This is a genomic window from Polaribacter sp. NJDZ03 (genome assembly GCF_019263805.1).
Taxonomy (GTDB): Bacteria; Bacteroidota; Bacteroidia; order Flavobacteriales; family Flavobacteriaceae; genus Polaribacter.
On sequence record NZ_CP079195.1, the window covers coordinates 533,008 to 557,785 of the forward strand.

At 29.3% G+C, this 24,778-nt stretch carries 22 protein-coding genes; 10 read left to right on the forward strand and 12 right to left on the reverse strand.

The window, feature by feature from the left end; translation table 11 throughout:
* Positions 1-32: 32 nt before the first annotated feature.
* From KV700_RS02225 to KV700_RS02235, 3 genes are all read right to left on the reverse strand, one after another.
* Complete coding sequence (locus KV700_RS02225; RefSeq protein WP_218598950.1) at positions 33-1,214, reverse strand: aspartate aminotransferase family protein; 1,182 nt, start codon at positions 1,212-1,214, stop codon at positions 33-35.
* Position 1,215: 1 nt separating this feature from the next.
* Positions 1,216-2,859 carry an OstA-like protein gene (locus KV700_RS02230; RefSeq protein ID WP_254712954.1) on the reverse strand — a complete coding sequence of 548 codons (1,644 nt, stop codon included), beginning with the start codon at positions 2,857-2,859 and terminating at the stop codon, positions 1,216-1,218.
* 80 nt (positions 2,860-2,939) lie between these two features.
* Positions 2,940-3,650: a DUF542 domain-containing protein gene (locus KV700_RS02235; protein WP_166384934.1), complete on the reverse strand. Its 711-nt coding sequence runs from the start codon at positions 3,648-3,650 to the stop codon at positions 2,940-2,942.
* Positions 3,651-3,918: 268 nt separating this feature from the next.
* On the opposite strand from KV700_RS02235, the gene KV700_RS02240 reads away from it, so the two are divergent.
* Positions 3,919-5,355: an aspartate aminotransferase family protein gene (locus tag KV700_RS02240; RefSeq protein ID WP_166384936.1), complete on the forward strand. Its 1,437-nt coding sequence runs from the start codon at positions 3,919-3,921 to the stop codon at positions 5,353-5,355.
* Here the strand turns inward: KV700_RS02240 and KV700_RS02245 are convergent.
* Together KV700_RS02245 and KV700_RS02250 are read right to left on the reverse strand one after the other, a co-directional pair.
* Positions 5,324-6,544 (reverse strand): hypothetical protein, encoded by a 1,221-nt coding sequence (locus tag KV700_RS02245; RefSeq protein ID WP_218598951.1) that lies wholly within the window; start codon positions 6,542-6,544, stop codon positions 5,324-5,326. The genes KV700_RS02240 and KV700_RS02245 overlap by 32 nt on opposite strands.
* Before the next feature lie 2 nt (positions 6,545-6,546).
* Positions 6,547-6,981 carry an Rrf2 family transcriptional regulator gene (locus KV700_RS02250; RefSeq protein ID WP_166384940.1) on the reverse strand — a complete coding sequence of 145 codons (435 nt, stop codon included), beginning with the start codon at positions 6,979-6,981 and terminating at the stop codon, positions 6,547-6,549.
* Positions 6,982-7,129: 148 nt separating this feature from the next.
* On the opposite strand from KV700_RS02250, the gene nirK reads away from it, so the two are divergent.
* From nirK to KV700_RS02290, 8 genes are all read left to right on the forward strand, one after another.
* Positions 7,130-8,584, forward strand: coding sequence for a copper-containing nitrite reductase (gene nirK, locus KV700_RS02255; RefSeq protein WP_166384963.1), 1,455 nt, complete (start codon positions 7,130-7,132; stop codon positions 8,582-8,584).
* Between the two features lie 18 nt (positions 8,585-8,602).
* Complete coding sequence (locus KV700_RS02260) at positions 8,603-9,373, forward strand: formylglycine-generating enzyme family protein (protein ID WP_218598953.1); 771 nt, start codon at positions 8,603-8,605, stop codon at positions 9,371-9,373.
* A gap of 4 nt (positions 9,374-9,377) precedes the next feature.
* Complete coding sequence (locus KV700_RS02265; RefSeq protein ID WP_218598954.1) at positions 9,378-10,094, forward strand: SCO family protein; 717 nt, start codon at positions 9,378-9,380, stop codon at positions 10,092-10,094.
* Between the two features lies 1 nt (position 10,095).
* Complete coding sequence (gene ric, locus KV700_RS02270) at positions 10,096-10,818, forward strand: iron-sulfur cluster repair di-iron protein (protein ID WP_218598955.1); 723 nt, start codon at positions 10,096-10,098, stop codon at positions 10,816-10,818.
* A 155-nt stretch (positions 10,819-10,973) separates the two neighbouring features.
* Positions 10,974-12,770: a hypothetical protein gene (locus KV700_RS02275; protein ID WP_218598957.1), complete on the forward strand. Its 1,797-nt coding sequence runs from the start codon at positions 10,974-10,976 to the stop codon at positions 12,768-12,770.
* Between the two features lie 309 nt (positions 12,771-13,079).
* Positions 13,080-13,586, forward strand: a complete 507-nt coding sequence (locus KV700_RS02280) for a cytochrome c (RefSeq protein WP_166384973.1) — start codon at positions 13,080-13,082, stop codon at positions 13,584-13,586.
* A gap of 491 nt (positions 13,587-14,077) precedes the next feature.
* Positions 14,078-14,734, forward strand: a complete 657-nt coding sequence (locus KV700_RS02285; RefSeq protein WP_218598958.1) for a DUF5020 family protein — start codon at positions 14,078-14,080, stop codon at positions 14,732-14,734.
* 15 nt (positions 14,735-14,749) lie between these two features.
* A complete protein-coding gene (locus KV700_RS02290) occupies positions 14,750-16,045 on the forward strand; it encodes an NCS2 family permease (protein ID WP_166384977.1) in 1,296 nt (431 codons plus the stop codon).
* A 75-nt stretch (positions 16,046-16,120) separates the two neighbouring features.
* Here the strand turns inward: KV700_RS02290 and KV700_RS02295 are convergent, their stop codons facing one another.
* The 4 genes from KV700_RS02295 to KV700_RS02310 all read right to left on the reverse strand — a co-directional run bounded on the left by KV700_RS02295 (position 16,121) and on the right by KV700_RS02310 (position 21,661).
* Positions 16,121-17,353, reverse strand: a complete 1,233-nt coding sequence (locus KV700_RS02295) for a uracil-xanthine permease family protein (protein ID WP_166384979.1) — start codon at positions 17,351-17,353, stop codon at positions 16,121-16,123.
* Between the two features lie 252 nt (positions 17,354-17,605).
* Positions 17,606-18,877, reverse strand: a complete 1,272-nt coding sequence (locus KV700_RS02300; RefSeq protein ID WP_166384981.1) for an adenylosuccinate synthase — start codon at positions 18,875-18,877, stop codon at positions 17,606-17,608.
* 41 nt (positions 18,878-18,918) lie between these two features.
* On the reverse strand, positions 18,919-19,368 hold the full coding sequence (locus KV700_RS02305) for a Fur family transcriptional regulator (RefSeq protein WP_068452590.1): 450 nt from the start codon (positions 19,366-19,368) through the stop codon (positions 18,919-18,921).
* Between the two features lie 73 nt (positions 19,369-19,441).
* Complete coding sequence (locus tag KV700_RS02310; RefSeq protein ID WP_218598960.1) at positions 19,442-21,661, reverse strand: bifunctional (p)ppGpp synthetase/guanosine-3',5'-bis(diphosphate) 3'-pyrophosphohydrolase; 2,220 nt, start codon at positions 21,659-21,661, stop codon at positions 19,442-19,444.
* Positions 21,662-21,768: 107 nt separating this feature from the next.
* On the opposite strand from KV700_RS02310, the gene KV700_RS02315 reads away from it, so the two are divergent.
* Entirely contained in the window at positions 21,769-22,245 is a 477-nt protein-coding gene (locus tag KV700_RS02315; protein ID WP_218598961.1) for a hypothetical protein, read from the forward strand.
* Here the strand turns inward: KV700_RS02315 and KV700_RS02320 are convergent.
* From KV700_RS02320 to ppgK, 3 genes are read right to left on the reverse strand one after another with little or no spacing between them, the layout of a single operon-like run.
* Positions 22,242-23,474, reverse strand: coding sequence for a M48 family metallopeptidase (locus KV700_RS02320; RefSeq protein ID WP_218598963.1), 1,233 nt, complete (start codon positions 23,472-23,474; stop codon positions 22,242-22,244). The genes KV700_RS02315 and KV700_RS02320 overlap by 4 nt on opposite strands.
* Positions 23,475-23,519: 45 nt before the next feature.
* Entirely contained in the window at positions 23,520-23,972 is a 453-nt protein-coding gene (locus KV700_RS02325; protein WP_218598964.1) for a GNAT family N-acetyltransferase, read from the reverse strand.
* Positions 23,973-24,029: 57 nt separating this feature from the next.
* Positions 24,030-24,776, reverse strand: a complete 747-nt coding sequence (gene ppgK, locus KV700_RS02330; protein WP_166384990.1) for a polyphosphate--glucose phosphotransferase — start codon at positions 24,774-24,776, stop codon at positions 24,030-24,032.
* Positions 24,777-24,778: the final 2 nt, after the last annotated feature.

The following is a 24,778-nucleotide window of genomic DNA, read 5'->3' on the forward strand; positions in this document are numbered from 1 at the left end:
TTATAAAAAGGTTAGATTAATTTATAAAAAACTTATTGGGTTACTTCGTCAATAGTTTTTAAAATGATATTGCAGCCTTTTATTATTTCTTCATCAGAAATGGTTAATGGAGGCGTAATTCTCATTGCTTTTTCTTCAAACAATAAAAAGAAAAGAATTAACCCATTTTCTAAACATTTCAAAATTACTTTAGAGTTTAATTCGGGGCTTTCTAAAATGGCCGCTAACATTAATCCTTTTCCTCTAATCTCTACAATTGAAGGATGTACCAAATGTTTTCTAATCAATGCTTCTTTGCGTAACGCTTCTTTAATAAAGTTATTCTGAGTAATTTCTGTTACAGTTGCTACGGCTGCTGCAGAAATAACAGGGTGACCTGCAAATGTAGAAATGTGTCCTAATTTAGGATTGTCTTTTAATAAACTCATCATTTTAAAATCAGCAATAAAAGCACCAATTGGCATTCCACCACCTAAACCTTTCCCTGTAATTACAATATCCGGAATTACATTGTAGTTTTCAAATCCCCAAAATTTACCTGTTCTTCCAATACCTGTTTGTATTTCATCTAAAATTAACAAAGCACCAACCTCTAAACAGCGTTGTTTTATTTTGGTTAAAAAACCATTTTTAGGTTCAATAAAACCAGCACCACCTTGTATGGTTTCTAAAATTACGGCTGCAGTTTTAGAAGTTATTTTATCTATTTTACTTTCATTATTATATTCAATAAATCTTGTACCAGGTATTAAAGGTCTAAAAACTTGATTCTGTTTTTCTACGCCAGAAACACTCATAGACCCCATTGTATTACCATGATAAGAGTTTTTTGCAGCAATTATTTCGGCTCTATTGGTAACTCTTTTGGCTAATTTTAAAGCACCTTCTGTAGCTTCTGTTCCTGAGTTTGTAATATAAACTGCGTTTAAATTCTCTGGAGAATTTTGAGCTAATAATTTACATAATGCTACTTGTGGCTGCTGTATAAACTCGCCATAAACCATAACATGCGCATAAGAATCTAATTGATTTTTTATGGCATTTGTAACTTTTGGGTGATTATGACCTAAACTGTTTGCAGAAACCCCAGCTACAAAGTCTAAATATTCTTTACCCGAAGTATTATAAATATAACTTCCTTTTGCCTTAGATATTTCTATAGCCAATGGGTGAGGAGTAGTTTGTGCTTGGTATTTAAAGAAGTCTTTTTTCAACTTATTGTTTTTTAGGAGAAATAGCTGATTTTGGTAATTTAATCTCTTTTTTGTCTTTAAGAACCTTTTTCTTACTCAGAAGGTCAGAAATTTTTTCGACTTTATTTTCTGTTTTAGAAGAAGATGTGTTTTTATCGTCCTTTATAAAGATGTCTTCCATCTTTTTAGGCTGTTCATCTTCTCGCCAAATAAAACCTTTTAACTCTCTAACATCATCTGGTAATTTAGAAGGAGGGTAAGTATCTCCATCAGATTTTTTTAAATACTTTATGGTTTCAATTTGTCCTTGGTCTAAAGTAAATTCTATATTACTAGATATTTCTTTTGTTATGGTTTCTAAAACATTGGTTTCTGCATTTCTATTAAAATAAACAGATTCTGCATTTCCTTTTACCAGAAGTAAGTGCAATTTATTTTCCTTAAACTTCCCAAACATATTTCTACCTTTAATTTGGTTAAAGTCTTTGTTAGAAATAGAATCTTTAGAAACTATAAATGAGTTGTTTAATACCTTTAAAGAGTCTAGTTTTTGGGTTTCTACATTAGAAAGCAGGTGAATTGTATCTCCAGTAATTTGATTTTGATCTGACCAAATTACAGGGTTTTTAAACATTTTTGTCAAGCCAGTTTCTTGATTTGTGTGTATAGAATCGCACTTTCCTTGTAAATCAGATTTAAAGATTTTTACATTATGGTAGGTTCTTACAATTCTTTTATCCGGTTTACCGGTAACCAAAAGAGTATCTCCATGAATAAACATAGAATCTTTATCTATAATAGAAATAGCTACAGCCTTTTTAATGATATATAATGAATCTTTTAATTCAAATATTTCGGCATAATTACCTCTTGTTATAAAGTTTTGAACGGTGTCTATAACTTGAATATTATTGGTGGCAGAAGCAAACCCTTTTCTTTTATCATAATACAAACTATCTCCCTCTACAGTTCTTTCTTTTAAATAGAGTTTGGCATTTTTAACAAAATGAGAAACATCTGTTTTGGTATTATAGAATCCTTTTTCACAATAAATTCTATTATCATTTTCTGTATTTGTAATAGTCGTTGGCCCGTATAAATAGGTTAGTCCAGAGTTTGTATAATAATCTAAATGATCAGATTCTAGATGATGTTCTGGGTTTACTACGGTAACTCTTGTAGTTGCAGTAAACTTTTTATCTTCTAAATAAAAGTTTCCATTTTTACTTTTTAAAGTATTTGTTTGGTCTTTTATGGTAGCGTAATTTTTGTAATATAATTTCTGATTTAATCGATCAAAATGCAATGTATCCGTTGTTAAGGTCATTGTTGGGTCTTTTAAAACCACATTTCCCCAAGAAAGCGCTTGTTTAGAATTGGCATTGTAATCTGTATAACTACTCGTTTGAGTAATTGTGTCTCCTTGTTTAATTAATACATTACCAATAGCTCTAAAAAAGTTTTTATCTTTATAGTATAAGGCTTGTTGACTAGTTAAAATAATTCCATCATGAATCATTTTAACATTACCAATTAGTAGTGTTGCTCCAGGATATTTTTCCTCATCAGCTTCTTGCTGCTCTGCATAATATTCTATTTTTCTGTTTTCTTGAGAAAAAGAAACGAAGGATGAAATAACAAGAAATAAAAAAAGTATTCTTTTCAAAATGATGAATTTTAAGCAAAAATAATGAAAAGAAAATGGCTATGTATTAAAGAAAACTAAAAATTGGTTGAATTAAGCAATCAAAGTATTAATAAAGATTGCTCTAACTTTTTTGCTTTAGGAAATAAGATATTATTTTCTATATGAATATGATTGTTTAATAATTCTTCAAATTGCTGTAATTTTAGGTATAAGACTTTAAAAGAGATACATGCATTTTCTGGAATCTTATAATTATTGGTTAGTTCAGCTATTTTTTTAAATGTTTTACTCACTTTTTCATGATCATCTTCTATAATATCAATAGGTCTGTTTAAAGGAGAATTAGATGTATTAGTCACTATTTTTTTAGTATTCGCCTTAATAAGTTTCTTTATATAAGGAAAAATAATGCATTCTTCATTTTTCATGTGCTCTAGAACACTATCTGCAATTTCTAATATTAACAGATTAATTTTTATAAGTTCTTTGTATTCTTGCCCATAGATAGCAGTTACTTTTTTTCCATATTCTTTTAAGAATAATATATTTTCTTCTTTATACTCATGTTGAATATTCACTAAAAAATCAATTAAAAAATCTAATTTCCAAGAATTATAATCTTTCAAATAGTAAACCTTATCATTTACTGCTTTTAAATCCTTTAGAATGTGTTTTAAATTGGTGTTTTTTTCTTCACAAGCCTTACTAAGTAACATGTTTCCATGAATACTAAAGTCTATTTTATATTTTTTAAAAACGGAGGCAGTATTTATGTTCTCAATAACTATTGTTGCAATACTTTTATTCATTAGGTCCTTCACAATAATAGGCTTTGAATTTCTAACAAATATTGTATTATAATTAGGGATAAAAAATGACTTTTGTCACTTTTTTACATAATTATAGATATTTGTATTAAAACGATATCATTTTCGGATAAGTAGATGTTAAATGATGAATAAAAATCATTTATTCATAACGTTAAAATGAAGTTTTTGGGGCTTACTATTGAGATAAAACAACTTTTATCTTCAATAAAAGTTTAAGTTGACGTAATTTGCGACAAAATTATTTAGAATGAAATCACCCTTTTACTTAACAAAAGAAGAAATGCAGTCTTATGGCTATAAAATAGTAGATACTATTGTAGACCATTATACAGAAGAAGAACATAAAAAGCCAGTAATTAAGGCTTCTAGAGAAGAAATGGACTCATTATTTTTAAGTGAAGCTCCAGATAATGCTACAGATGCAAATGAAGTATTAGATTTTGTGGTAGATAATGTGCTGCCAAACAGTAATATTTCTACGCATCCGAAATCTTTTTCTTTTGTACCTGGCCCAAGTAATTTTATAAGTACCATGGCAGATTCTTTAGCAACAGGTTTTAATATTTTTTCTGGCGGATGGATTGTTTCTCCTGCAGCTGCAGAACTAGAAATTGTAACTTTAAATTGGTTGTTAAAAATGTTCGATTTTCCTGTAACTAAAGGAGGCGGAATTTTTACAAGTGGGGGTTCTATGGCTAATTTAACAGCCTTAACAACAGCGAGAAGAGTAAAATGTGGCGATGATTTTTCTAAAGGCGTTATTTATTTATCAGACCAAGCACATTCTTCCAATATTAAAGCAATTCGTGTTTTAGGCTTTAAAAAGGAACAGATTAAAATAATTCCGACAGATTTAGAGTTTAAGTTTAGTATGAATAAACTTAAAAATGAAATTGCAAGAGATCAGTTAGAAGGCAAAAAACCATTTTGTATTATTGCATCTGCAGGTACTACCAATACTGGTACTGTAGATCCTTTAGATGATTTAGCAGACATCTGTGAAAAAGAAAATCTTTGGTTTCATATAGACGGTGCTTATGGTGCTGCTGCAATTTTATCTAAAAAAGGGAGTAGAATTTTACGCGGAATAGAACGTGCCGATTCTTTAACGGTAGACCCTCATAAATGGTTTTTTCAACCGTATGAGATTGGTTGTCTACTAGTAAAAGATGCCTCTTGGTTAAGTAATACATTTAGTGAAAAACCAGAGTATTTAAGGGATATTGAAGGAAATGAGTCTGAAATTAATTTTTATGATTACGGAATTCAGTTAACAAGAAGGTTTAGAGCTTTAAAATTTTATATGTCTATAAAAACGTATGGTCTAAATGCATTTAAGAAAGCCATTACCTATAATATAGATTTGGCTGATAAAACTGAAGACATCCTAAGAAAAAGTAAAAACTGGGAAATTGTTTCTCCGGCTACTTTAGCCATTATTAACTTTAGATATAATCCGCTAAATAAAGATTTAACAGAAGAAGAAGTAGATAGATTAAATCAAGAAATTTCTACGAGAGTGGTAGACTCTAGAGAAGCCTTTTTAGTAACTACTGTTTTACAAAGTCAAGTAGTAATTAGAATGTGTTTAATAAACCCTAAAACAACGTTAAAGCATGTTACAGACACTTTAGACCAATGTGAAGTATTTGCTAAACAGGTTCTTTTAGATTGGAAAAAGTAGGTTTTATATTCGTAATAAATATTCCTAAAATACCAATTGGCATCAATACAGAAATCAGTACTAATATTGTATAATAATTATTAATGATAGATAATTGCTGCCAATTGCAAAATCCTTTATAGAATATTAAAATTTCAGAAAAAAGAAAACCAATTAAGTAAATGCTTATCCAAACTTTGGGTAATTTTAATAGTTTGTTTTGATGTAAAAAAAACAAGATACTTAGGCTTATAATACCCAGAAAAACAAGATGTAAATACCCTATAACAAAGTCTCTTATTTGATAAGATAAGGTTGCAAAATAAGGGATTACCGTAATAGATTGCATTAACGTTTTTAGAGTAAATAATACAAAAATAAAGCTGATTAATCGGTAGAAAAAAGGTGTTGTTTTTTCTTTTAAAAATGATTTTTGATGCTTAATTAGTTGATAAAATTGTATTAAAGCAAAGAATTGAGTAAGTACTCCTAATAGCGCTAATATATAAATAGTTACATGTGGTTTAACCCATAAAAAAGACAGTGGTAAAGTAAACACACAACCCCATAACATCAATCTATAAAAAGAAACAGCTTTTTTCTTAGGAATAATGCTGTGATGCTTCTCTAAAAATGAAAAAAAGAGTCCTAATAAACAAAAAATAAACCATCCATTATATTGAAAATGTAAATAGAAATAAATAGCATTTTTATACCAATGAGATGTACTACCTAAGGTATTCATAATTATTCCTAAAGACCAAGGGCCAATACTAGAAATAATCATAAATAGTAGCGATGTATTTATAAATTTTAAAGCAGAACTATCTTTGTCTAAATTATTGTTTTTTCTAAAAAAAGCATAAAACCAATAAGAGCAAATTATAAATAATGTAGAAAAAATAATAGAGAATAAGGCGTAACCTGTAATCGGAAAACTAATAAGCATTCCTACAATAGTAACTTGGGTGAACAAAAATAATTTTGTGTATTTTCTTTTAGCTTCTTCTTTTATATACAAGTAAAATAGTAAGCTTGTTAAACCTATATATACCCAACCTAACAGAGCTACATGAGAGTGGGTGTGTACAAAAAATTTATAATCAATATTTATATCAATAATAGGAAAAAGACGTAATAGAATACCTAACGAAGAAGCAATTAAAAAATACAAAAGTGCGACAAAACTTTGTGTTTTGGCTTTCATCATTGTTATAAAGTATTTATAATATTATTATTTTTCACATACTCCATAGACATTTCTAAAATGGATTTCTTTTTTAATTTAGAAATTAATTTGTCTTTAAATGGTACATATAATTGATGAACAACACAAGGGTTAGTATCGCTGCATTCTGATTGTCCTAAATAACATTCATTAAATTTTTCTACTCCATCAATACAATCTATAATATCTAATAAGGAGTTTTTTTCATTAGCTTCTGTTAAATAAAATCCTCCATGAGGTCCTTTTACAGAGCTTATTATATTTTTTTTAGTTAATTCTTGTAAAGTCTTGGCTAAAAAAGGTGCTGGCATGGTTAAATCATTTGCAATCTTTTTAGAGCCAATTTTATTATCTACACTCGCTTTTTCGGTAAGATAGAGTACTGCTCTTATAGCATATTTACTTGAATTTGATAACATTTTATATTTTTTGTAAAAATATAAAGATAAAACTATCTTTTAGTATGATAAATATCATTTATTTTTTTAAAGAAGATTAATAATTTTGCTTCATAATAAAGGATTAAAAAGTCTTTTATTGTAACTAAACCTAAAAATCGAAACAAAAATGAAATTATTAAAAGCAGTGTGCATACTATTTGCAGGAAGTTTACTTCTTATTAATTGTAAGAGTGAACCAAAACAAGAATTAGCTAAAGTAGATAGTTCTAACATTTATATAAAAGGAACTATGGAAGCAGAATTAACTTCGCCTCCTTTTGTGCCCGCTCCAATAGGAGATAGAACGGCTAAAAAGTTATTAGTTAATATGGAAATTCTTGAAAAAGAAGGAACCATGACAGATGGCGTACAATATGTTTACTGGACATTTGGTGGTTCTGTTCCAGGAAGCTTTATAAGAACTAGAGTGGGAGATGAAATAGAATTTACATTATCTAATCATCCAGATAATAAATTACCACATAATATAGATATGCATGCGGTAACGGGACCTGGAGGTGGAGCAACCTCTTCTTTTGTGGCTCCTGGTCATAATAAAACGTTTTCTTTTAAAGCATTAAATCCTGGTTTGTTTGTATACCACTGTGCTACCGCACCTGTTGGAATGCATATTGCAAACGGAATGTATGGTTTAATTTTGGTGGAACCAGAAGGTGGTTTATCAAAAGTAGATAAAGAATATTATATTATGCAAGGGGACTTTTATACCAAAGGAGCTACCGATGAAAAAGGGCTACAACCTTTTGATATGACAAAAGCTATAAAAGAAGATGCAGATTATGTTGTCTTTAACGGTAAAGTGGGGTCATTAACTGGTGATAATGCAATTACAGCAAATGTTGGCGAAACGGTTCGTTTATTTGTAGGTAATGGTGGTCCAAACTTAACATCCTCTTTTCATGTTATTGGAGAAATTTTTGATAAAGTACATGTAGAAGGTGGCGATTTAATAAATACAAATGTACAAACTACATCAATTCCTTCTGGTGGTGCAGCAATTGTAGAATTTAAAGTAGAAGTACCCGGAACATTTATTTTAGTAGATCATGCTATTTTTAGAGCGTTTAACAAAGGTGCTTTAGGAATGCTAAAAGTATCTGGAGAAGAAAATAAAAAATTATATTCTGGAGTAAAACAAGAAGGAATTTATCACCCAGAAGGAGGTACTATTCAAACAATGCCAAATGATAATAAAGAAAAAGTGGCTGTGAATACTGCAGAAAAACCTTTGGCTAAAAAAATAGCAGATGGTAAACAAGTTTACATGACTACTTGTTTTGCTTGCCACCAAGGAGAAGGACAAGGAATACCGAATGCATTTCCTCCTTTAGCAAAATCAGATTATTTAAATGCAGATGTTAAAAGAGCTGTTGGTATTGTGTTACATGGTAAAACAGGTGAAATTACTGTAAACGGAAATAAATATAACAGTGTAATGACAAGACAAACACTTACCGAAGTAGAAGTGGCAGATGTACTTACTTATGTATATAATTCTTGGGGAAATAATAAAACCAATGTTACAGTAAACACAGTAAAAGAAGTAAAAAGCAGCCATTAATAACCTCAATTCAATACTATGAAAACTATTTTAAGATTGACAATTTGTTTATTTCTACTTAATGCAACCAATACAAGTTGTCAATCTAAAATGGTACAAATAAAAGGAGGAGAATACATGCCTTTATATGGTAGAGATTCTATGAATGTTAAGATTGATGATTTTTTAATGGATGTGTATCCGGTTACAAATAAAGAGTATATAGATTTTGTAAAGAAATTTTCAAAATGGCAAAAAAGTAAAGTCATAAAATTATTTGCTGATGGAAGTTATTTACGAGATTGGAAATCTGATACTATTTTAGGTGAAAATCAAAAAGAGCAATCTCCAATAACTCAAGTATCTTGGTTTGCGGCAAAAGAGTATTGTGAATGTCAAGGTAAAAGGTTGCCAACAGTAGATGAATGGGAGTATGTAGCGATGGCTAATAAAAACATACCAGATGCTAGAAAATTAAAGGAATACAATGCCTTTATTTTAGGTTGGTATGAAAAACCAAAGAGTTTTAACCAAACAATAGGATCTACTTTTAAAAATTATTGGAAAGTATATGATTTACATGGTTTGGTTTGGGAGTGGACTTCAGATTTTAATTCGGTGTTAATTTCTGGAGAATCTAGAAAAGATGTAGATACAGATAATAATCTATTCTGTGGAAGTGCAGCCGTAAATGCAACAGATTTAATGAATTATGCTGCTTTTATGAGGTACGCAATTAGGGGAAGTTTAAAAGCAAAATATACCATGAAAAACCTAGGTTTTAGATGTGTAAAAGATACTAAAAAATAGAAAAATGAAAATACTTAAATACATATTGTTATTGGTTGTAACAGCAACATTATTAAGCTCTTGTAATTCACCTACTTCTAAAGAAAGTAGTAAAGAGGAGTACCAATGCCCCATGAAATGTGAGGGAGATAAAGTATATGCAGAAGAAGGTGTTTGTCCTGTTTGTGAAATGAAATTAAGGCCAACATCAAAAGTGATAAAAAAGGTTTTGTCTACTATGATTTCTGATGAATCTATTTTTAACCTAACCTCTAAATGGAATACACAAGATGGTAAGGAAATAGCGCTAAAAGAACTAAAAGGTAAAACTTTGGTAATGGTAATGATTTATACCACTTGCAAAGCTGCTTGCCCAAGGTTAACAGCAGATATGAGAAATATTGAAGAAAAAATTCCAACAGATTTAAAAAATGATGTTGCATTTGTTTTGGTAAGTATAGATCCAGAAAATGACACTCCAAAAAAGTTGAAAGAGTTTGCTAAAGAAAATTTTATAGACAACAAACAATGGACTTTATTACAAGGTACAGAAAGTGGTGTTAGAGAGTTTGCGAATGTTTTAGCTGTAAAATACAAACAAATTTCTCCATTAGATTTTTCACACTCTAACATTATCAGTGTTTTTAATCCGGAAGGAGAATTGGTACATCAACAAGAAGGATTAGGAGTTGATAATAATGAGACTATTACAAAAATTATAGAAACAGTTAAAACATATTAAAATGAAAATTACAAAAGATAATACAGTAGCAGAAGTAGTAACTTACAATATAAAAACAGCAGATGTATTTAAAAAACACGGAATAGATTTTTGTTGTGGAGGAGGAATTTCTATAGAAAAAGCATGTAAAAAGCACAATGTTTCTTTTGAAGAAATTGAGCAAGAACTATTAAATATAAATACCCCAACCTCTAATACATATAATTATGATAGTTGGAAGCTAGATTTTTTGGTAGATCATATTATAAACATTCACCATGCTTATGTAGAAGAAAGTACTCCAATAATATTGCAATATGCCGCTAAAGTGGCTAAAGTTCATGGACATCATTATACCGAAGTTGTAGAAATTAATAAACTTTTTATTGAGGTAGCACAGGAATTAGCAGCACATTTAAAAAAGGAAGAACTTATTTTGTTCCCTTTTATTAAAAAGTTAGTAAAAGCAGATTTAGAAGGAGTAAAAGTGAATCAACCTCATTTTGGAACCGTAAACAATCCAATAGCAATGATGGAAGAAGAACATGAAAGTGCTGGTGATATCTTAAAGGAAATTAAAAAACTTTCTAATAATTATACACCACCAGAAGGAGCTTGTAATACATTTAAGGCGTTGTATGCTAAATTAGATGAGTTTGAGCAAGACTTACATCAACATATTCATTTAGAAAATAATATTTTGTTTCCTAAAGCCATTCTTTTAGAGCAAAAAAATAAAGAATAAGAATATTTTATATCTAATATATCGTTTAAAAAACTGAGTGTTATTTGTTTAATGCTTAGTTTTTTTTCTTCTAATGATATTAATCATGTTTTTTAAAGGCAGATACATATAAATTGCAAGCTTAATTAAATTTAGTTAAACATTTAAATTAAACAATGAAAAACGCACATTCATTTCACATTCCTGTTATGGGAATTGGGTTTACAATAGATTCTCCTTTAAAAGTAGCACAATTTGGTATAGATTCTGTTATTTCTTTAGTGGATGATATTTTAGTAGAAAAAATGCGAAAAATTTACAGCGAAAAATTTGAAATACCATATAAAGAAATTTCAGATAAAGTTGATGATTTTAGAGCAAAGAGAATTACTTCTTATTTAGATTTATTACATGATCAAACAGAAGAAAAGTTCAATCAATTAAAGAATATTACTTCAGAAAAAAGTAAAGCTTTAATGGATTATATTCACATGTTACCAGAATATTCTTCATTAAGGAAAGAGTTTTTAAAACTGACAGAAGAAGGCGTAGATTTTTCTAAGCTGAAAGATTGGGCTACTAAAAACTTATCAATGGGGAGTATTGATGTCAATATTATGACTAAAATTGATAAAGGAAATTATGTAGATAAAGAGTTATTACCTATTGAATATAATGATGCACATGCTGCATTAAGAGGATATTCTAACAGTAAATTATCTTCCTCTTTAATTCTATCTGCTGGTATGAACCCAAGGTTATATACTTACATGAGTAATTTTGATGATTTTTTTCCGGATGTAAACGGAAACATTAAAAAGAAGATTATTTTAAAAGTAAGCGATTATAGATCTGCATTTATACAAGGTAAATTTTTGGCTAAAAAAGGATTATGGGTTTCTGAATATAGAGTAGAATCTGGATTAAATTGTGGTGGACATGCTTTTGCTACGGATGGTTTTTTAATGGGACCTGTTTTAAAAGAATTTAAAGAAAACAAGGAAACTTTAATCAATCAAACGCAAGAATTAATGCAGCAAGCTTTAAAAGATGCAGACCGTATAATTCCTACCAAAAATTTAGAACTTAAAATAACAACGCAAGGTGGTGTTGGTACTGGTGAAGAGCATTCTTTTTTATTAGAAGAATATCAACTAGATTCTGTAGGGTGGGGAAGTCCATTTTTATTGGTTCCGGAAGCAACAAGTGTTGATGAGAAAACGGTAGCACAATTAGCAAAAGCTAAAGAACAAGACTTATATTTAAGCAACAGCTCTCCATTAGGAGTTCCTTTTAACACATTAAAAGGAAATACAAAAGATGTACAAAGACAAATGCTAATAGATAAAGGAAGACCAGGTACTTCTTGTCCGAATAAATTTATTGCTTTAAATCATGAATTTAAAGATACAGGTTTGTGTACTGCATCTAGAGAGTATCAGCATTTAAAATTAAAAGAAATAGATGCTTTAGAAATTTCTTCAGAAGAAAAAGAGAAAAAAATAAATCAGGTTACAGAAAAGTCTTGTATTTGTGTTGGTTTAGGTACATCTACTTTAATTTTGAATAATTTAAGTACCAAGAAAATTGGAGAAGGGGTTTCTGTTTGCCCTGGACCTAATATGGCATATTATGATAAAATAATGAGTTTATGTGATATTACAGACCATATTTATGGAAGAAAAAATATGATGACCAGAACAGATAGACCAAATGTTTTTGTAAAAGAATTATCTCTTTATATTACCCATTTACAAGATAAAGTAAATGAAGCAAAAGCTACAATTGATAAAAAACAATTAAGAACTTTAACTAAGTTTAAAAAGAATTTAGAAGCCGGAATTGAGTATTACAATGAATTATTTTTAGCGAAAAAAGAAGCTTTTAAAGATAGCAAAGAAGCACTTTTAACTTCACTTAAAATAGAACAACAAAAACTTGTTTTAATAGGTGTAGAAATAGAGAATTTATAAGGAATAATATTTATCATAAAAAAAGCCTCTTTTAATATTAAAAGAGGCTTTTTTTATGTTTATTAATAGAGGAGATATAATAATTATAAATATTTTAAATTATTAATTATAAGGTGATTAATGTGGTTTTCTTCTGAGTAAAAAGTTATTTTTATAAAAGACAATAAAGTCTTTAAATATGATAACTGTCATGTTTTTTTGCAGACTACTTTTTTAAATTTGTTAGTAGTAATACAAGTCAAATAATAAAAAACATACTAAAAACGAGTACTTACAGAAAATAACAATTAACCTTTAAATACACCAAAAATGAAAATAAGAAATTTAATCGCTTTGTTTGCAATACTATTATTAATTAGTTGTGGAGGAGAAGAAAAAAAGAAATCTACAAACGACTTACCAACTAAAAAAGCAGCTGTAAAAAAAGCTCCGGAAAAAGAGACCAAAACTAAAGTAGTAGAAAAAGAAGAGATAACAATAGATTTAAATAACAAAGGAATTGGTCCTGTAAAGTCTGTTACTCTAGATGGGACTATTGATCAAAAAATGGCAGAAGAAGGAAAGTTAATATTTAAAAGTAAATGTTCTTCTTGTCATAAAGCTAATAAAAAATTTATAGGGCCTAGTCCTGATGGAATTTTAGAAAGACGCTCTCCAGAGTGGGTAATGAATATGATTTTAAATCCAGAAGAAATGGTTAAAAAAGATCCAATAGCAAAGGCTTTGTTAATTCAATTTAAGGGTGTGCCAATGGCTAATCAACATTTATCAGAAAAAGAAACTAGATTAATTTTAGAATATTTTAGAACATTATAAATTTAGTTTATATCAATATCCTCTTATAAGGCAATATTTTTAGAATATCTTGAATATTTTATATAAAAAGCATCTTTCACTCATTTGAAAGATGCTTTTTTAGTTTATCATAAATTAGTGCTATATCTAATATTGTTTACTTAGAGTTGTACAAGAAATAACCTTGATTGTTTTGTATAATATGTATTTGTAATTTAAAGATATAAGGTGTTGTTTTTTAGTGATTTAATTATTGGATTAAGGTTTGAAATTCTTTTTATAGAAAGTGATATTATTAGATTTTTTTAAGAGGTGTTTAACATGTTAAAGAATAAAACTTATTAACATTTTTTTATTTCACTTCTTAATTTTATGTTTAACCTTTTTAAAAACTGATTTATAAGTGATTACCTATAATGAATTAAAAGTATATTGTTTATAATTGAACTATTTATAAAAGGCTGTTTTCTACATTTTAAGGTAAGTTTAACGCTTAATTTTAACTTATTATAATGAAAAAAATTACTACTCTTTTTGCTCTTTTTACCGTTGTAACTTTAAGTGCTCAAAATTTTCAAAGTCACTATGATTTAGCTCGTGAACATGTAACGTTAACTTTTGAAATGTTTAAACCCGATAACTACGGAAACACTTATACTTTTACTGATTTTGATTTTAATGCAGACAATGGAATTAGTCAAGCATATTTTGAAATTGCACGTGTTTTAAAAACTGAAAAAATGCCAGTTGGGTTACATATTGAATATAATGGTGGATTAGGAACTTTTGAAAGGGGTACAGGTTTAAATGGTTATACCATAAATAATGCTTGGATTTTTGGAGCTAATTATGGTAAGTCAAATGCCGTTTGGGGATTTTCTACCTATGCTGGTTACAAAACTTTTAAAGGTACAAGTAAAGGAAACTTTCAAACAACAGGAACTTGGTATTGGAATATCATTGCTAATAAATTAACTTTTTCTGGATTTGCAGATCTATGGTCTGAAAATGGACTAAGTGATAAAACGGTATTCTTATCAGAGCCTCAATTATGGTATCATTTAAATAAAACATTTTCTGTAGGAGGTGAGCTTGAACTGTCAAATAATTTTGCTGGTACTTATGCATTTAAAGGAAGACCTACTTTAGCTGTAAAATGGAACTTATAATTAAATAACGAAAAGATGTTAGATAAATATTTTAAAATTACCGAAAATAAATCAACTTTAAGAACGGAAATTATTGCAGGTATCACTACGTTTATGACAATGGTTTACATTTTAGCTGTAAATCCAAGTATTTTAAGTGCAGCTGGTATGGACAAGGATGCTGTTTTTACAGCAACAGCCTTATCTGCAGTAATTGCAACATTAGTAATGGCATTAGTAGCTAAATTACCTTTTGCATTAGCACCAGGAATGGGGCTGAACGCTTTTTTTGCATTCACTGTAGTTTTAGGAATGGGGTATACATGGGAATTTGCTTTAACCGCAGTATTTTTAGAAGGAATTGTATTCTTATTATTAACAGCGTTTAATATTCGTGAATTGATTGTAAATTCAATTCCATTAAATTTAAAGCACGCAGTATCTGTTGGTATTGGATTATTTATTGCTTTTATAGGTTTAAAAGGAACTGGTGTAGTTGTAGATAATTCTGCAACATTAGTAACTTTAGGGAATATGAAAAACCCGGCAGTTTGGGTAGGATTAGCAGGTGTATTAATTATTGGTGTTTTATTAGTAAAAAAAGTGAAAGGAGCCATTTTAATCGGAATTCTATCTTCTACACTTATCGGATTAATTGTTGGCGTTACTGTTATTCCAGAAAATTTCACATTCGTGAGCTTACCTCCATCAATTGAACCTATCTTTTTTAAGTTTGATTTTTCTCAAGTATTTACAATAGATATGTTAATTGTATTATTTACATTCTTATTTGTGGATATGTTTGATACCGTTGGAACCTTAGTAGGTGTATCTTCAAAATCTGGAATGTTAGATGAACAAGGAAGAGTACCAAGAGTAAAACAAGCATTATTTGCAGATTCTATTGGTACATTTGTAGGTGCAATTCTAGGAACTTCTACAGTAACAACCTATGTAGAAAGCGCTGCTGGTGTTGCGGAAGGAGGAAAAACAGGTATGACCGCTTTAACGGTTGCTATTATGTTTGCGCTTTCTTTATTTTTTGCACCAATATTTATGATTATCCCTGCTGCTGCAACAGCTCCAGCTTTAATAATTGTTGGTTTAATGATGATAACACCTATTACAAAAATTAATTTAGAAGATTTTACAGAAGCAATTCCTGCATTTTTCACTATTATTATGATGCCATTAACGTATAGTATTGCGGAAGGAATTGTATTTGGTATGTTGTCTTTTGTACTGTTAAAATTATTTACAGGAAAATATAAAGAAATAAAGCCTATAATGTATGTAATTTCAGTGTTATTCATAATTAAGTTTATGATGTAATTCTAAAAATTAAATATAAAAAAAGCCTTTTAGAAATATTTCTAAAAGGCTTTTTTTATATAAATTAAAATGGATTTATTCTTCGTGACTTCCTTTTATAGGTGTTGATTTTTTTGGTAAAATTAAGTTTAATACTACACCAACAATTGAAGCGAGTCCTATTCCTGCTAATGAAAAATTACCATAAGAAATTTCAGCTCCTCCAATACCAATGGTTAAAATAATAGAAACAATTACTTGATTTCTAGTTTTGCCAAAATCGGTTTTAGCGTCTACTAATGTTTTAATTCCAATACTGGCAATCATACCAAATAAAAGTAGCATAATTCCTCCTAATACAGCTTGTGGTATGGTTTTTAGTATCGCGCTTATCTTTCCAACTAATGAAAAAACGATGGCCGTTACAGCAGCAATTCGTAACACACGAGGATCCACAATTTTAGTTAAAGCAACAGCTCCCGTAACTTCAGAATAAGTGGTATTTGGTGGGCCTCCTAAAAAACCTGCAAAAGCAGTTGCTACTCCATCTCCTAATAATGTTCTATGTAATCCCGGATCTTTTACAAATTTTTTGTTTGCAACACCACCAATGGCGTACATATCGCCAATATGTTCAATAATAGGAGCGATAGCAACAGGAATCATATAAATGATGGCTCCCCAATTAAATTCTGGTCTTGTAAATTTAGGCAGTACAAACCAAGCAGCTTCATTCACGGATGTAAAATCTACCAATCCAGAAATTATAGAGATAAGGTATCCAACAACAATTCCTATAAAAATAGGAATCAATTTTACAAGTCCTTTAGAATATACAACAATAACAATAGCTGTAACTAATACAGAAAGAGCAATAAGCCAGTTTGTTTTAGCCATATTAACTCCAACAGGAGCTAGAGATAAACCAATAATCATAATTACGGGACCAACCACAATAGAAGGGAATATTTTTTCAATAACGCGTAATCCCCACAGTTTTATAATTGCAGATACAATTCCGTATACTAAACCAACAGCAATTAAACCACCTAAGGCTCCTGCATAACCATATAATTTAGTAGCTGCAATAATTGGAGCAATAAAGGCAAAGCTACTACCTAAAAAGACAGGGACTTTTCCTTTTGTAATTAAATGAAAAATTAATGTTCCAACGCCTGCGGTAAATAAGGCAACAGATGGGTCTATATCTATTAATAGTGGTACTAATACAGTTGCTCCAAAGGCAACAAATAAAAATTGAATTCCAACAAGAGTTCTCTTGAAAGGGTTGTCTAGATTAATGGTTTCTAGGTCTTCTGTATTTGGCATTATTCGTGTTTTATTTTTTTTTAAAAGTAATCATAAAAATTAAATTAAAGAAGCGTACTCTTAGAGAGTTGTAGATAGTAACATTAGTGATCATTTACATATAAAAAGGACACTAATAGAACTCTCAATGACGTTAAAAAATAGAAAGCATGTAAATAAATATTATAAATAAAAAAAGGTAGTGATATTAAATCACTACCTTCTTTTTATAAATTATATAACGCTATTTTAGAACGTCACAATTATAGATTATTATCTAGTGATTGTTTGTTTTCTATCTGGTCCTACAGAAACGATAGATACAGGAACTCCTGTTTCTTTTTCAATAAAAGCAACATAGTCAAGTAAATTCTTAGGTAATTGATCTGCAGAAGTCATTTCTGTTAAATCTTCATCCCAACCTTTAAACTCAGAATAGTTTACAGAAACATTTTCTGGTTCAATATTGTATGGAAAATGACTAATTTCTTTTCCTTTATAATTATAAGATGTACATATTTTTAATGTATCAAATCCAGATAAAACATCACCTTTCATCATCATTAATTGTGTAACACCATTAACGTCTACAGCATATTTTAAGGCAACTAAATCTAACCAACCACAACGTCTTGCTCTACCTGTTGTTGCTCCAAATTCATGACCAATTCTTGCCATGTCTTCACCATCTTTATCAAATAATTCAGTAGGAAAAGGACCAGAACCAACACGAGTAGTGTATGCTTTAAAGATTCCAAAAACTTCACCAATTCTATTTGGTGCAACACCTAAACCAGTACAAGCACCGGCTGCAGTAGTGTTAGAAGAAGTAACAAAAGGATATGTCCCAAAGTCAATATCTAATAAAGAACCTTGCGCTCCTTCTGCTAAAATGGTTTTCTTGTTTTTTATAGCTTGGTTTAAAAACTCTTCACTATCAATAAATTCTAAAGTTCTTAATTTATCAATTCCTTTAATAAATTCTGCTTCTAATTCTTTTAAATCATATTCTACCTGAACATCAAAGAAATCTAGCATTTTAATGTGCTTTTCTGTTAAAGCATCATACTTTTCTTTCCAGTTGTCTAGTTCTAAATCTCCAACTCTCATTCCGTTTCTACCGGTTTTGTCCATATAAGTTGGACTAATTCCTTTTAATGTAGAACCAATTTTAGCTTTTCCTTTAGAAGTTTCTGAAGCAGCATCTAATAATCTATGAGTTGGTAAGATTAAGTGTGCTTTTCTAGAAATTAATAATTTAGAAGTATAATCTATATTGTGTTTGTCTAGATTTTCTAATTCTTTTTTAAAGATTACAGGATCAATAACTACACCATTTCCAACAACGTTTAAAGCCGTTTTGTGAAAAATTCCAGAAGGAATTGTGTGTAAAACATGTTTATGTCCATCAAAAATTAAAGTGTGTCCTGCATTTGGTCCACCTTGAAAACGTGCAATGATATCATAGTTTCTTGTAAGTACGTCTACAATTTTACCTTTTCCTTCATCTCCCCATTGTAATCCTAGTAATAAATCTACAGCCATTATAGTTGTGTTAATTATTGTTTATTTTGTTATGATGTTAATTAAGATTTGTTCTTTTTTGTTCCGTAAAAGTAAAGTGAATGATTATGAATATCAATATCAAAAACGTCTTCTATGGTTTTTTTTATAATTTGAATTCGTGGATCACAAAATTCTTTTACTTCTCCAGAATCTGTAAAAATAACGTGGTCATGATTTTTATCGAAATAACTTTTTTCATAACGCGCCATAGATTGCCCATCAAACTGATGTTTTCTAACTAAACCGCAATCTAAAAGTAAGTCTATTGTATTATAAAGTGTAGCTCTACTAACTCTATAATTTTTATTTTTCATTTTTATATATAGAGATTCTATATCAAAATGTTCTTCTGCCGCATATATTTCTTGAAGAATAGCATAGCGTTCTGGAGTTTTTCTATGCTTATTTTCGCCTAAATATGTGGTGAAAACTTTTTTTACTACTTCTTGATTTTCAAGAGAACTACTCATTTAGATTTATTTTTTACAAAAAGCAAATTTACAGTTATTTCTTAATTAAATACCACTTTTAATCAATTGATATTTATAAAGTATTAACACGATCTACTTTTTTAACTCCTTCTATTTTAAGAAGGTTTTTTATCAATTTATCTAATTGCGAGCTATTTTTAACACTTATAGAGATTTTACCATCAAAGACACCTTCATTTCCTTTAATATTTATGCTGTTAATAAAAACGCCCATATTGCTAGAAATAGTACGGGTTACATCATTTGCCATTCCTTGATTGTCTACACCAGAAATATGTAAAATAACTTTAAAATCTTGTTGAGAAGAATCTATCCACTTAGCCTGCATTACTCTATAGGCATAGTTAGATTGTAATGAAATAGCATTCGGACAGTTCATTTTATGAACTTTTATTCCTTCATTTATGGTTAAAAAACCAAAAACTTTATCTCCAGCAATTGGATTACAACATTTAGAAAGCTTATAATCTAGTTTTTGTTCTTCTTTACCAAACACTAAAGAGTCGTATTTGTTGGTAACAGAATCTAATTCTACGTATTCTTTTTCAGCAGTATTTCTACTTAGTTTGGTTTTAAAGAAATTTAAAATTTTACTGTTTCGCTGAGAAACAAAAGCTTTTAAAAGAGTATTGTCTATAGTACCGCTACCAACTCTATAAAATAAATCGAAACTTGTTTTTAATTTAAAATAATTAACAAGTTCATTAATATTTTTATCCGTGAAATTTATTTTTAAATGACGTAATTTACGTGTTAAGATAGCTTTTCCTTCATCTGCAATTAACTTTTCTTCTTCATTTAAAGCAGCTCTAATTCTTGCTTTTGCTCTTGCTGTAATTACAAAATCTAACCATCTGGCATTTGGCTTATTAGAAGCAGTTGTAATTACTTCTATTTGGTCTCCACTTTTTAATTGGTGACTTAAAGGCATTAATTTACCGTTTACCTTTGCGCCTCTACATTTTAAACCAACATCTGTATGTATCGAAAAAGCAAAGTCTAAAGCAGTGGCGTTTTTTGGAAGTGATTTTAAATCGCCTTTTGGCGTAAAAACATATATTTCTTTAGAATATAGGTTTAGTTTAAAGTTTTCAACAAAATCTACTGCATTTAAAGATTGTGTTTCTAAGGTTTCTTTTAATTTATTTAACCAATCTTCTAATCCGTTGTCTTTAGTTTCTCCCTGTTTGTATTTAAAATGTGCAGCATACCCTTTTTCTGCAATTTCATTCATTCTACTAGAGCGAATTTGTACTTCTACCCATTGAGAACCAGGTCCTACAACCGTAATATGTAAGGCCTCATAACCAGTAGATTTTGGTTGAGAAATCCAATCTCTTAAACGCGTAGGGTTGGGCTTAAAGTAATCGGTTACAATGGTATAAATTTTCCAAGCATCAAATTTATCGTCATTAGAATTTGGGTTGTAAATAATTCTAATGGCATATTTATCATAAACCTCATCAAAAGTTACATTTTGATTGATCATTTTTCTACGAATAGAATAAATGGACTTAAAACGTCCTTTTATTTCATAATCGAAGTTTTCTTTATCTAAGCCAGATTTTAAAGTCTCTTCAAATCGTTGTAAATATTTTTTCTGATCTTCTTTACTTTCTTTTATTTTACCAAGAATACCAAAATAAGCTTCTGGTTCTGTATATTTTAAACCAAGATCTTCGAGTTCTGTTTTAATATTATACAAACCTAATCTATGTGCCAAAGGAGCATAAATATATAAGGTTTCCGATGCAATTTTAACCTGTTTATGAGCAGGCATCGCATCCATAGTTTGCATATTATGCAACCTGTCTGCAATTTTTATTAAAATAACTCTTACATCATCATTTAATGTTAAAAGCATTTTTCTAAAATTCTCAGCTTGTATAGAAGCATCTTGCTCTTTGTTTAAGCGAGATATTTTAGTTAATCCGTTTACAATTTTAGCAATGGTTTCACCAAAAAGGTTTTCCATGTCTTCTACCGTGTATTCTGTATCTTCTACAACATCGTGCAGAAGGGCAGAAGCTATAGAAACTGCATCTAAGCCAATTTCATAAGCAACAATTTTTGCAACTGCAATGGGATGATAAATATAAGGTTCACCAGTTTTTCTACGTTGCTCAGAATGTGCATCTACAGCAATGTCAAATGCTTTTCTTATGAGTTCTTTATCTTCTTTAGACATAATCTCATACGTACCCTTTAGCAAATCTTTATATCGTTTTGCTATTTCCTTATTTTCCTCTTCTATGGTTGCGGTGTATTCCAAATGCGTTATTTTATTACTAGGGGTTAACTCAAAGTGAATTTAGCAATAAGTATTTTAACATACAAGTATTTCGTTTTCTAAATGTATTTATTTCTTATTTTTGTAAAATGAAAAATATTTGTATCAGTTTTATCGTTTTATTTATCAGTTTTACTATGAATGCTCAAGAAAAAGCAGGGCCAAATCGTCTTTTTGAACTTCAAAAAAAGAAAGTAGAAATAGATATAAATAAAGATGTTTTTACAAGTGTTACTACAAATATGTATGTATCTAAAAAACCACAAGCATTAATTGTAGGTTTGTTTATACCTATTTCTTATGAAACTAAAAAGACAAAAATAAATAATAATCCTGCAGCGGAAAGAATGGAGTTTAAAGGGGAGCAGATGATAAATAGTGAAAATGTTTTATTGTTAACTGGTACGATAATTAAAAAAGGAATTGAATTTACAAAACAAAAATATTACATAAAGCAAGATGAAAACACCTGTATAGAACTTACAACAATGCTTGCTGTTAATGCAGATGCTAAAGATAAAATGATGTTAATGAAAATAGTGCATTCCGTAATAGAAAAAAATTAACTTTCTAAATTATTAATTCTTTCCAACAAAGTTGGATGAGAGTAGTGCGCTAAAACATACGCCGGGTGCGGAGTTAAATTACTCAAACTATTTTTAGATAATTTTTTAAGCGATGTTATTAAGGCATTTCCTTCAAAAGTTTCTTTTGCATAATTATCTGCCTGATATTCAAATTTACGAGACATATAATTCATGAATAAACTTGTGATTTCTGATATCGGAGAATATAAAATTCCGAATGCAATTAATCCAATATGAAAACTTGGTATAGAAACACCTAATGCCTCCGATAAAACCACAGAATTGATAAATAAGGATAGAATAAACAACGTTAATCCTGTTAATAAAATTGATGCTATTAAATTAAAAACGATATGTTTTCTTTTATAATGGCCAACTTCATGCGCTAAAACGGCTACAATTTCATCCGTTTCTAAGTCGTTTATTAAAGTATCATATAACGTAATTCTTTTTTGTGATCCAAAACCAGAAAAATAAGCATTTGCTTTGGTGGATCTTTTAGAACCATCTATCACAAAAATATTATTGATGGTAAAACCAACACTTTTCGCATATTTTTCTATGGCAGTTTTTAATTCTCCATCTTCTAACGGACTTTGTTTGTTGAATAAAGGAACAATCAATTTAGCATAAAACATGTTCATAAACAAAGAGAAAATAGCGACAAAAGCCCAAGCATACATCCAAAAATTCTCTCCTGTAAGTTGATAAAACCAAATAATTAAAGCCAGAATTCCGCCACCTAATAAGGCGCTCATTACCAATCCTTTTATTTTATCTAACCAAAATGTTTTTTTTGTCGATTTATTAAAACCAAATTTTTCTTCAATTACAAATGTGCTATAATAGGAGAGAGGCGTGGTCATTATTTCTGATGCCAACATAATAACTCCGAAGAAAAGTAAAGCAACCAAAATTGGATTATCTGTATAACTTCTGGCAAAATCATCTACATATTTAAATCCGTCTAAAAAAAAGAAAATTAAGGTTAAAAGTGTAGAAAACAATGATGTGATGTTAGTAAACTGAGCACTGGTCTTTTTATAAGCTTGTGATTTTTTATATTCATCTTCGTTATAAACATCCTTTAATTTAGCTGGAATTTCAGCATCAAAACGTTTTTCATTTAAGATATCTAAGAATTTATCAACCAGAAAACTGATAATTAATATGGCAATAATGATATAGAATAAAGTAGTTGGTTGCATAAAATATATAAAAGGTGCTAAACAAAATGCTTAGAGTTGTTTTTATTAAAAGTGTAATTTCATTCCTTCGTGCGTAGCTTTAAAGCCTAAATCTTCATAAAATTTAATTGCTCGAGGTCTTTTTTTATCAGAAGTTAATTGTACTACATGCACATTCTTTTCTTTTGCTCGGTTTATAGCCCATTCAAAAGCACTTTTTCCTATTCCGAGTCCTCTTTGATCACTTCTAATAAACACATTTTCTATTTGTGCTCTCATTCCGCCACAATAACTTAAATACTGAATATAAGTAATTTGTAAAGTTCCAATAATTTGAAAACCCTTGTTTTCTATAACAATAAGTTCTTGGTTTTTATCTGCATCTATGTTTTTAAAGGCTTCCAAATAAGAATTAGGTAAAGGATTCTTAAAGTTTTCTCTTTTTTTACCAAGTTCATCTTCAGCCATCATTTTAATAATTTCCGAAACGTCGTTTATGGTAGCTTTTCTAAAGTTCATAATCCATTAAATTTTTATTGAAAGTAGTATTGTAAAAAGAAAATAATAAAGCGTATTTTATTTTTTATGTTCTTTACTCGCGTAAATTGCTGCTCCAATAATACCAGCATTGTTTTTATATTCAGCAACTTTTACTTTTACATCAGTTTTTAAATATTCTTTAAAACCGTCATATCTTTTGCTAATTCCACCACCTAAAACAATTAAACTAGGTGTGTATACAATTCTTATATATTCTAATAAAGAATCGAACCTGATAGCCCAGTCTTTTAATTTTAAATTCTCTTTTTTTCTTACGGAATCTGCGGTGTAAGATTCAATTATTTTACCATTAGTATGTAACATTTTACCTATTTCTAAATTAGGAATTAGGTTTCCATTAAAAAACAGACCAGAACCAATTCCGGTACCTATGGTAACCATAATTACAACCCCTTTCTCTTTTTTAGCAGCACCTAAACTTACTTCTGCCAAACCTGCTAAATCGGCATCATTACTAACGTAAAAAGGCAATTTACATTCTTTTCTAAATAATTTATCAACCTTAACATTTAACCATTTTTCACTTAAATTTCCAGTATGAATACATTTACCATTTACAATTGTGGTAGGAAAACTACAACCAATTGCTTTTTTCCAGTTAAAATGATTTACCATTTCATTTACAACCTTTGCAACTGCTTCTGGTGTTGCTGGTTTTGGTGTATCTATTCGGTGTCTTTTAGAAAGTAATTTACCTTTTTTTGTATCTACTATTGCTGCTTTTATTCCAGATCCACCGATATCAATTCCTAATACTTTCATTT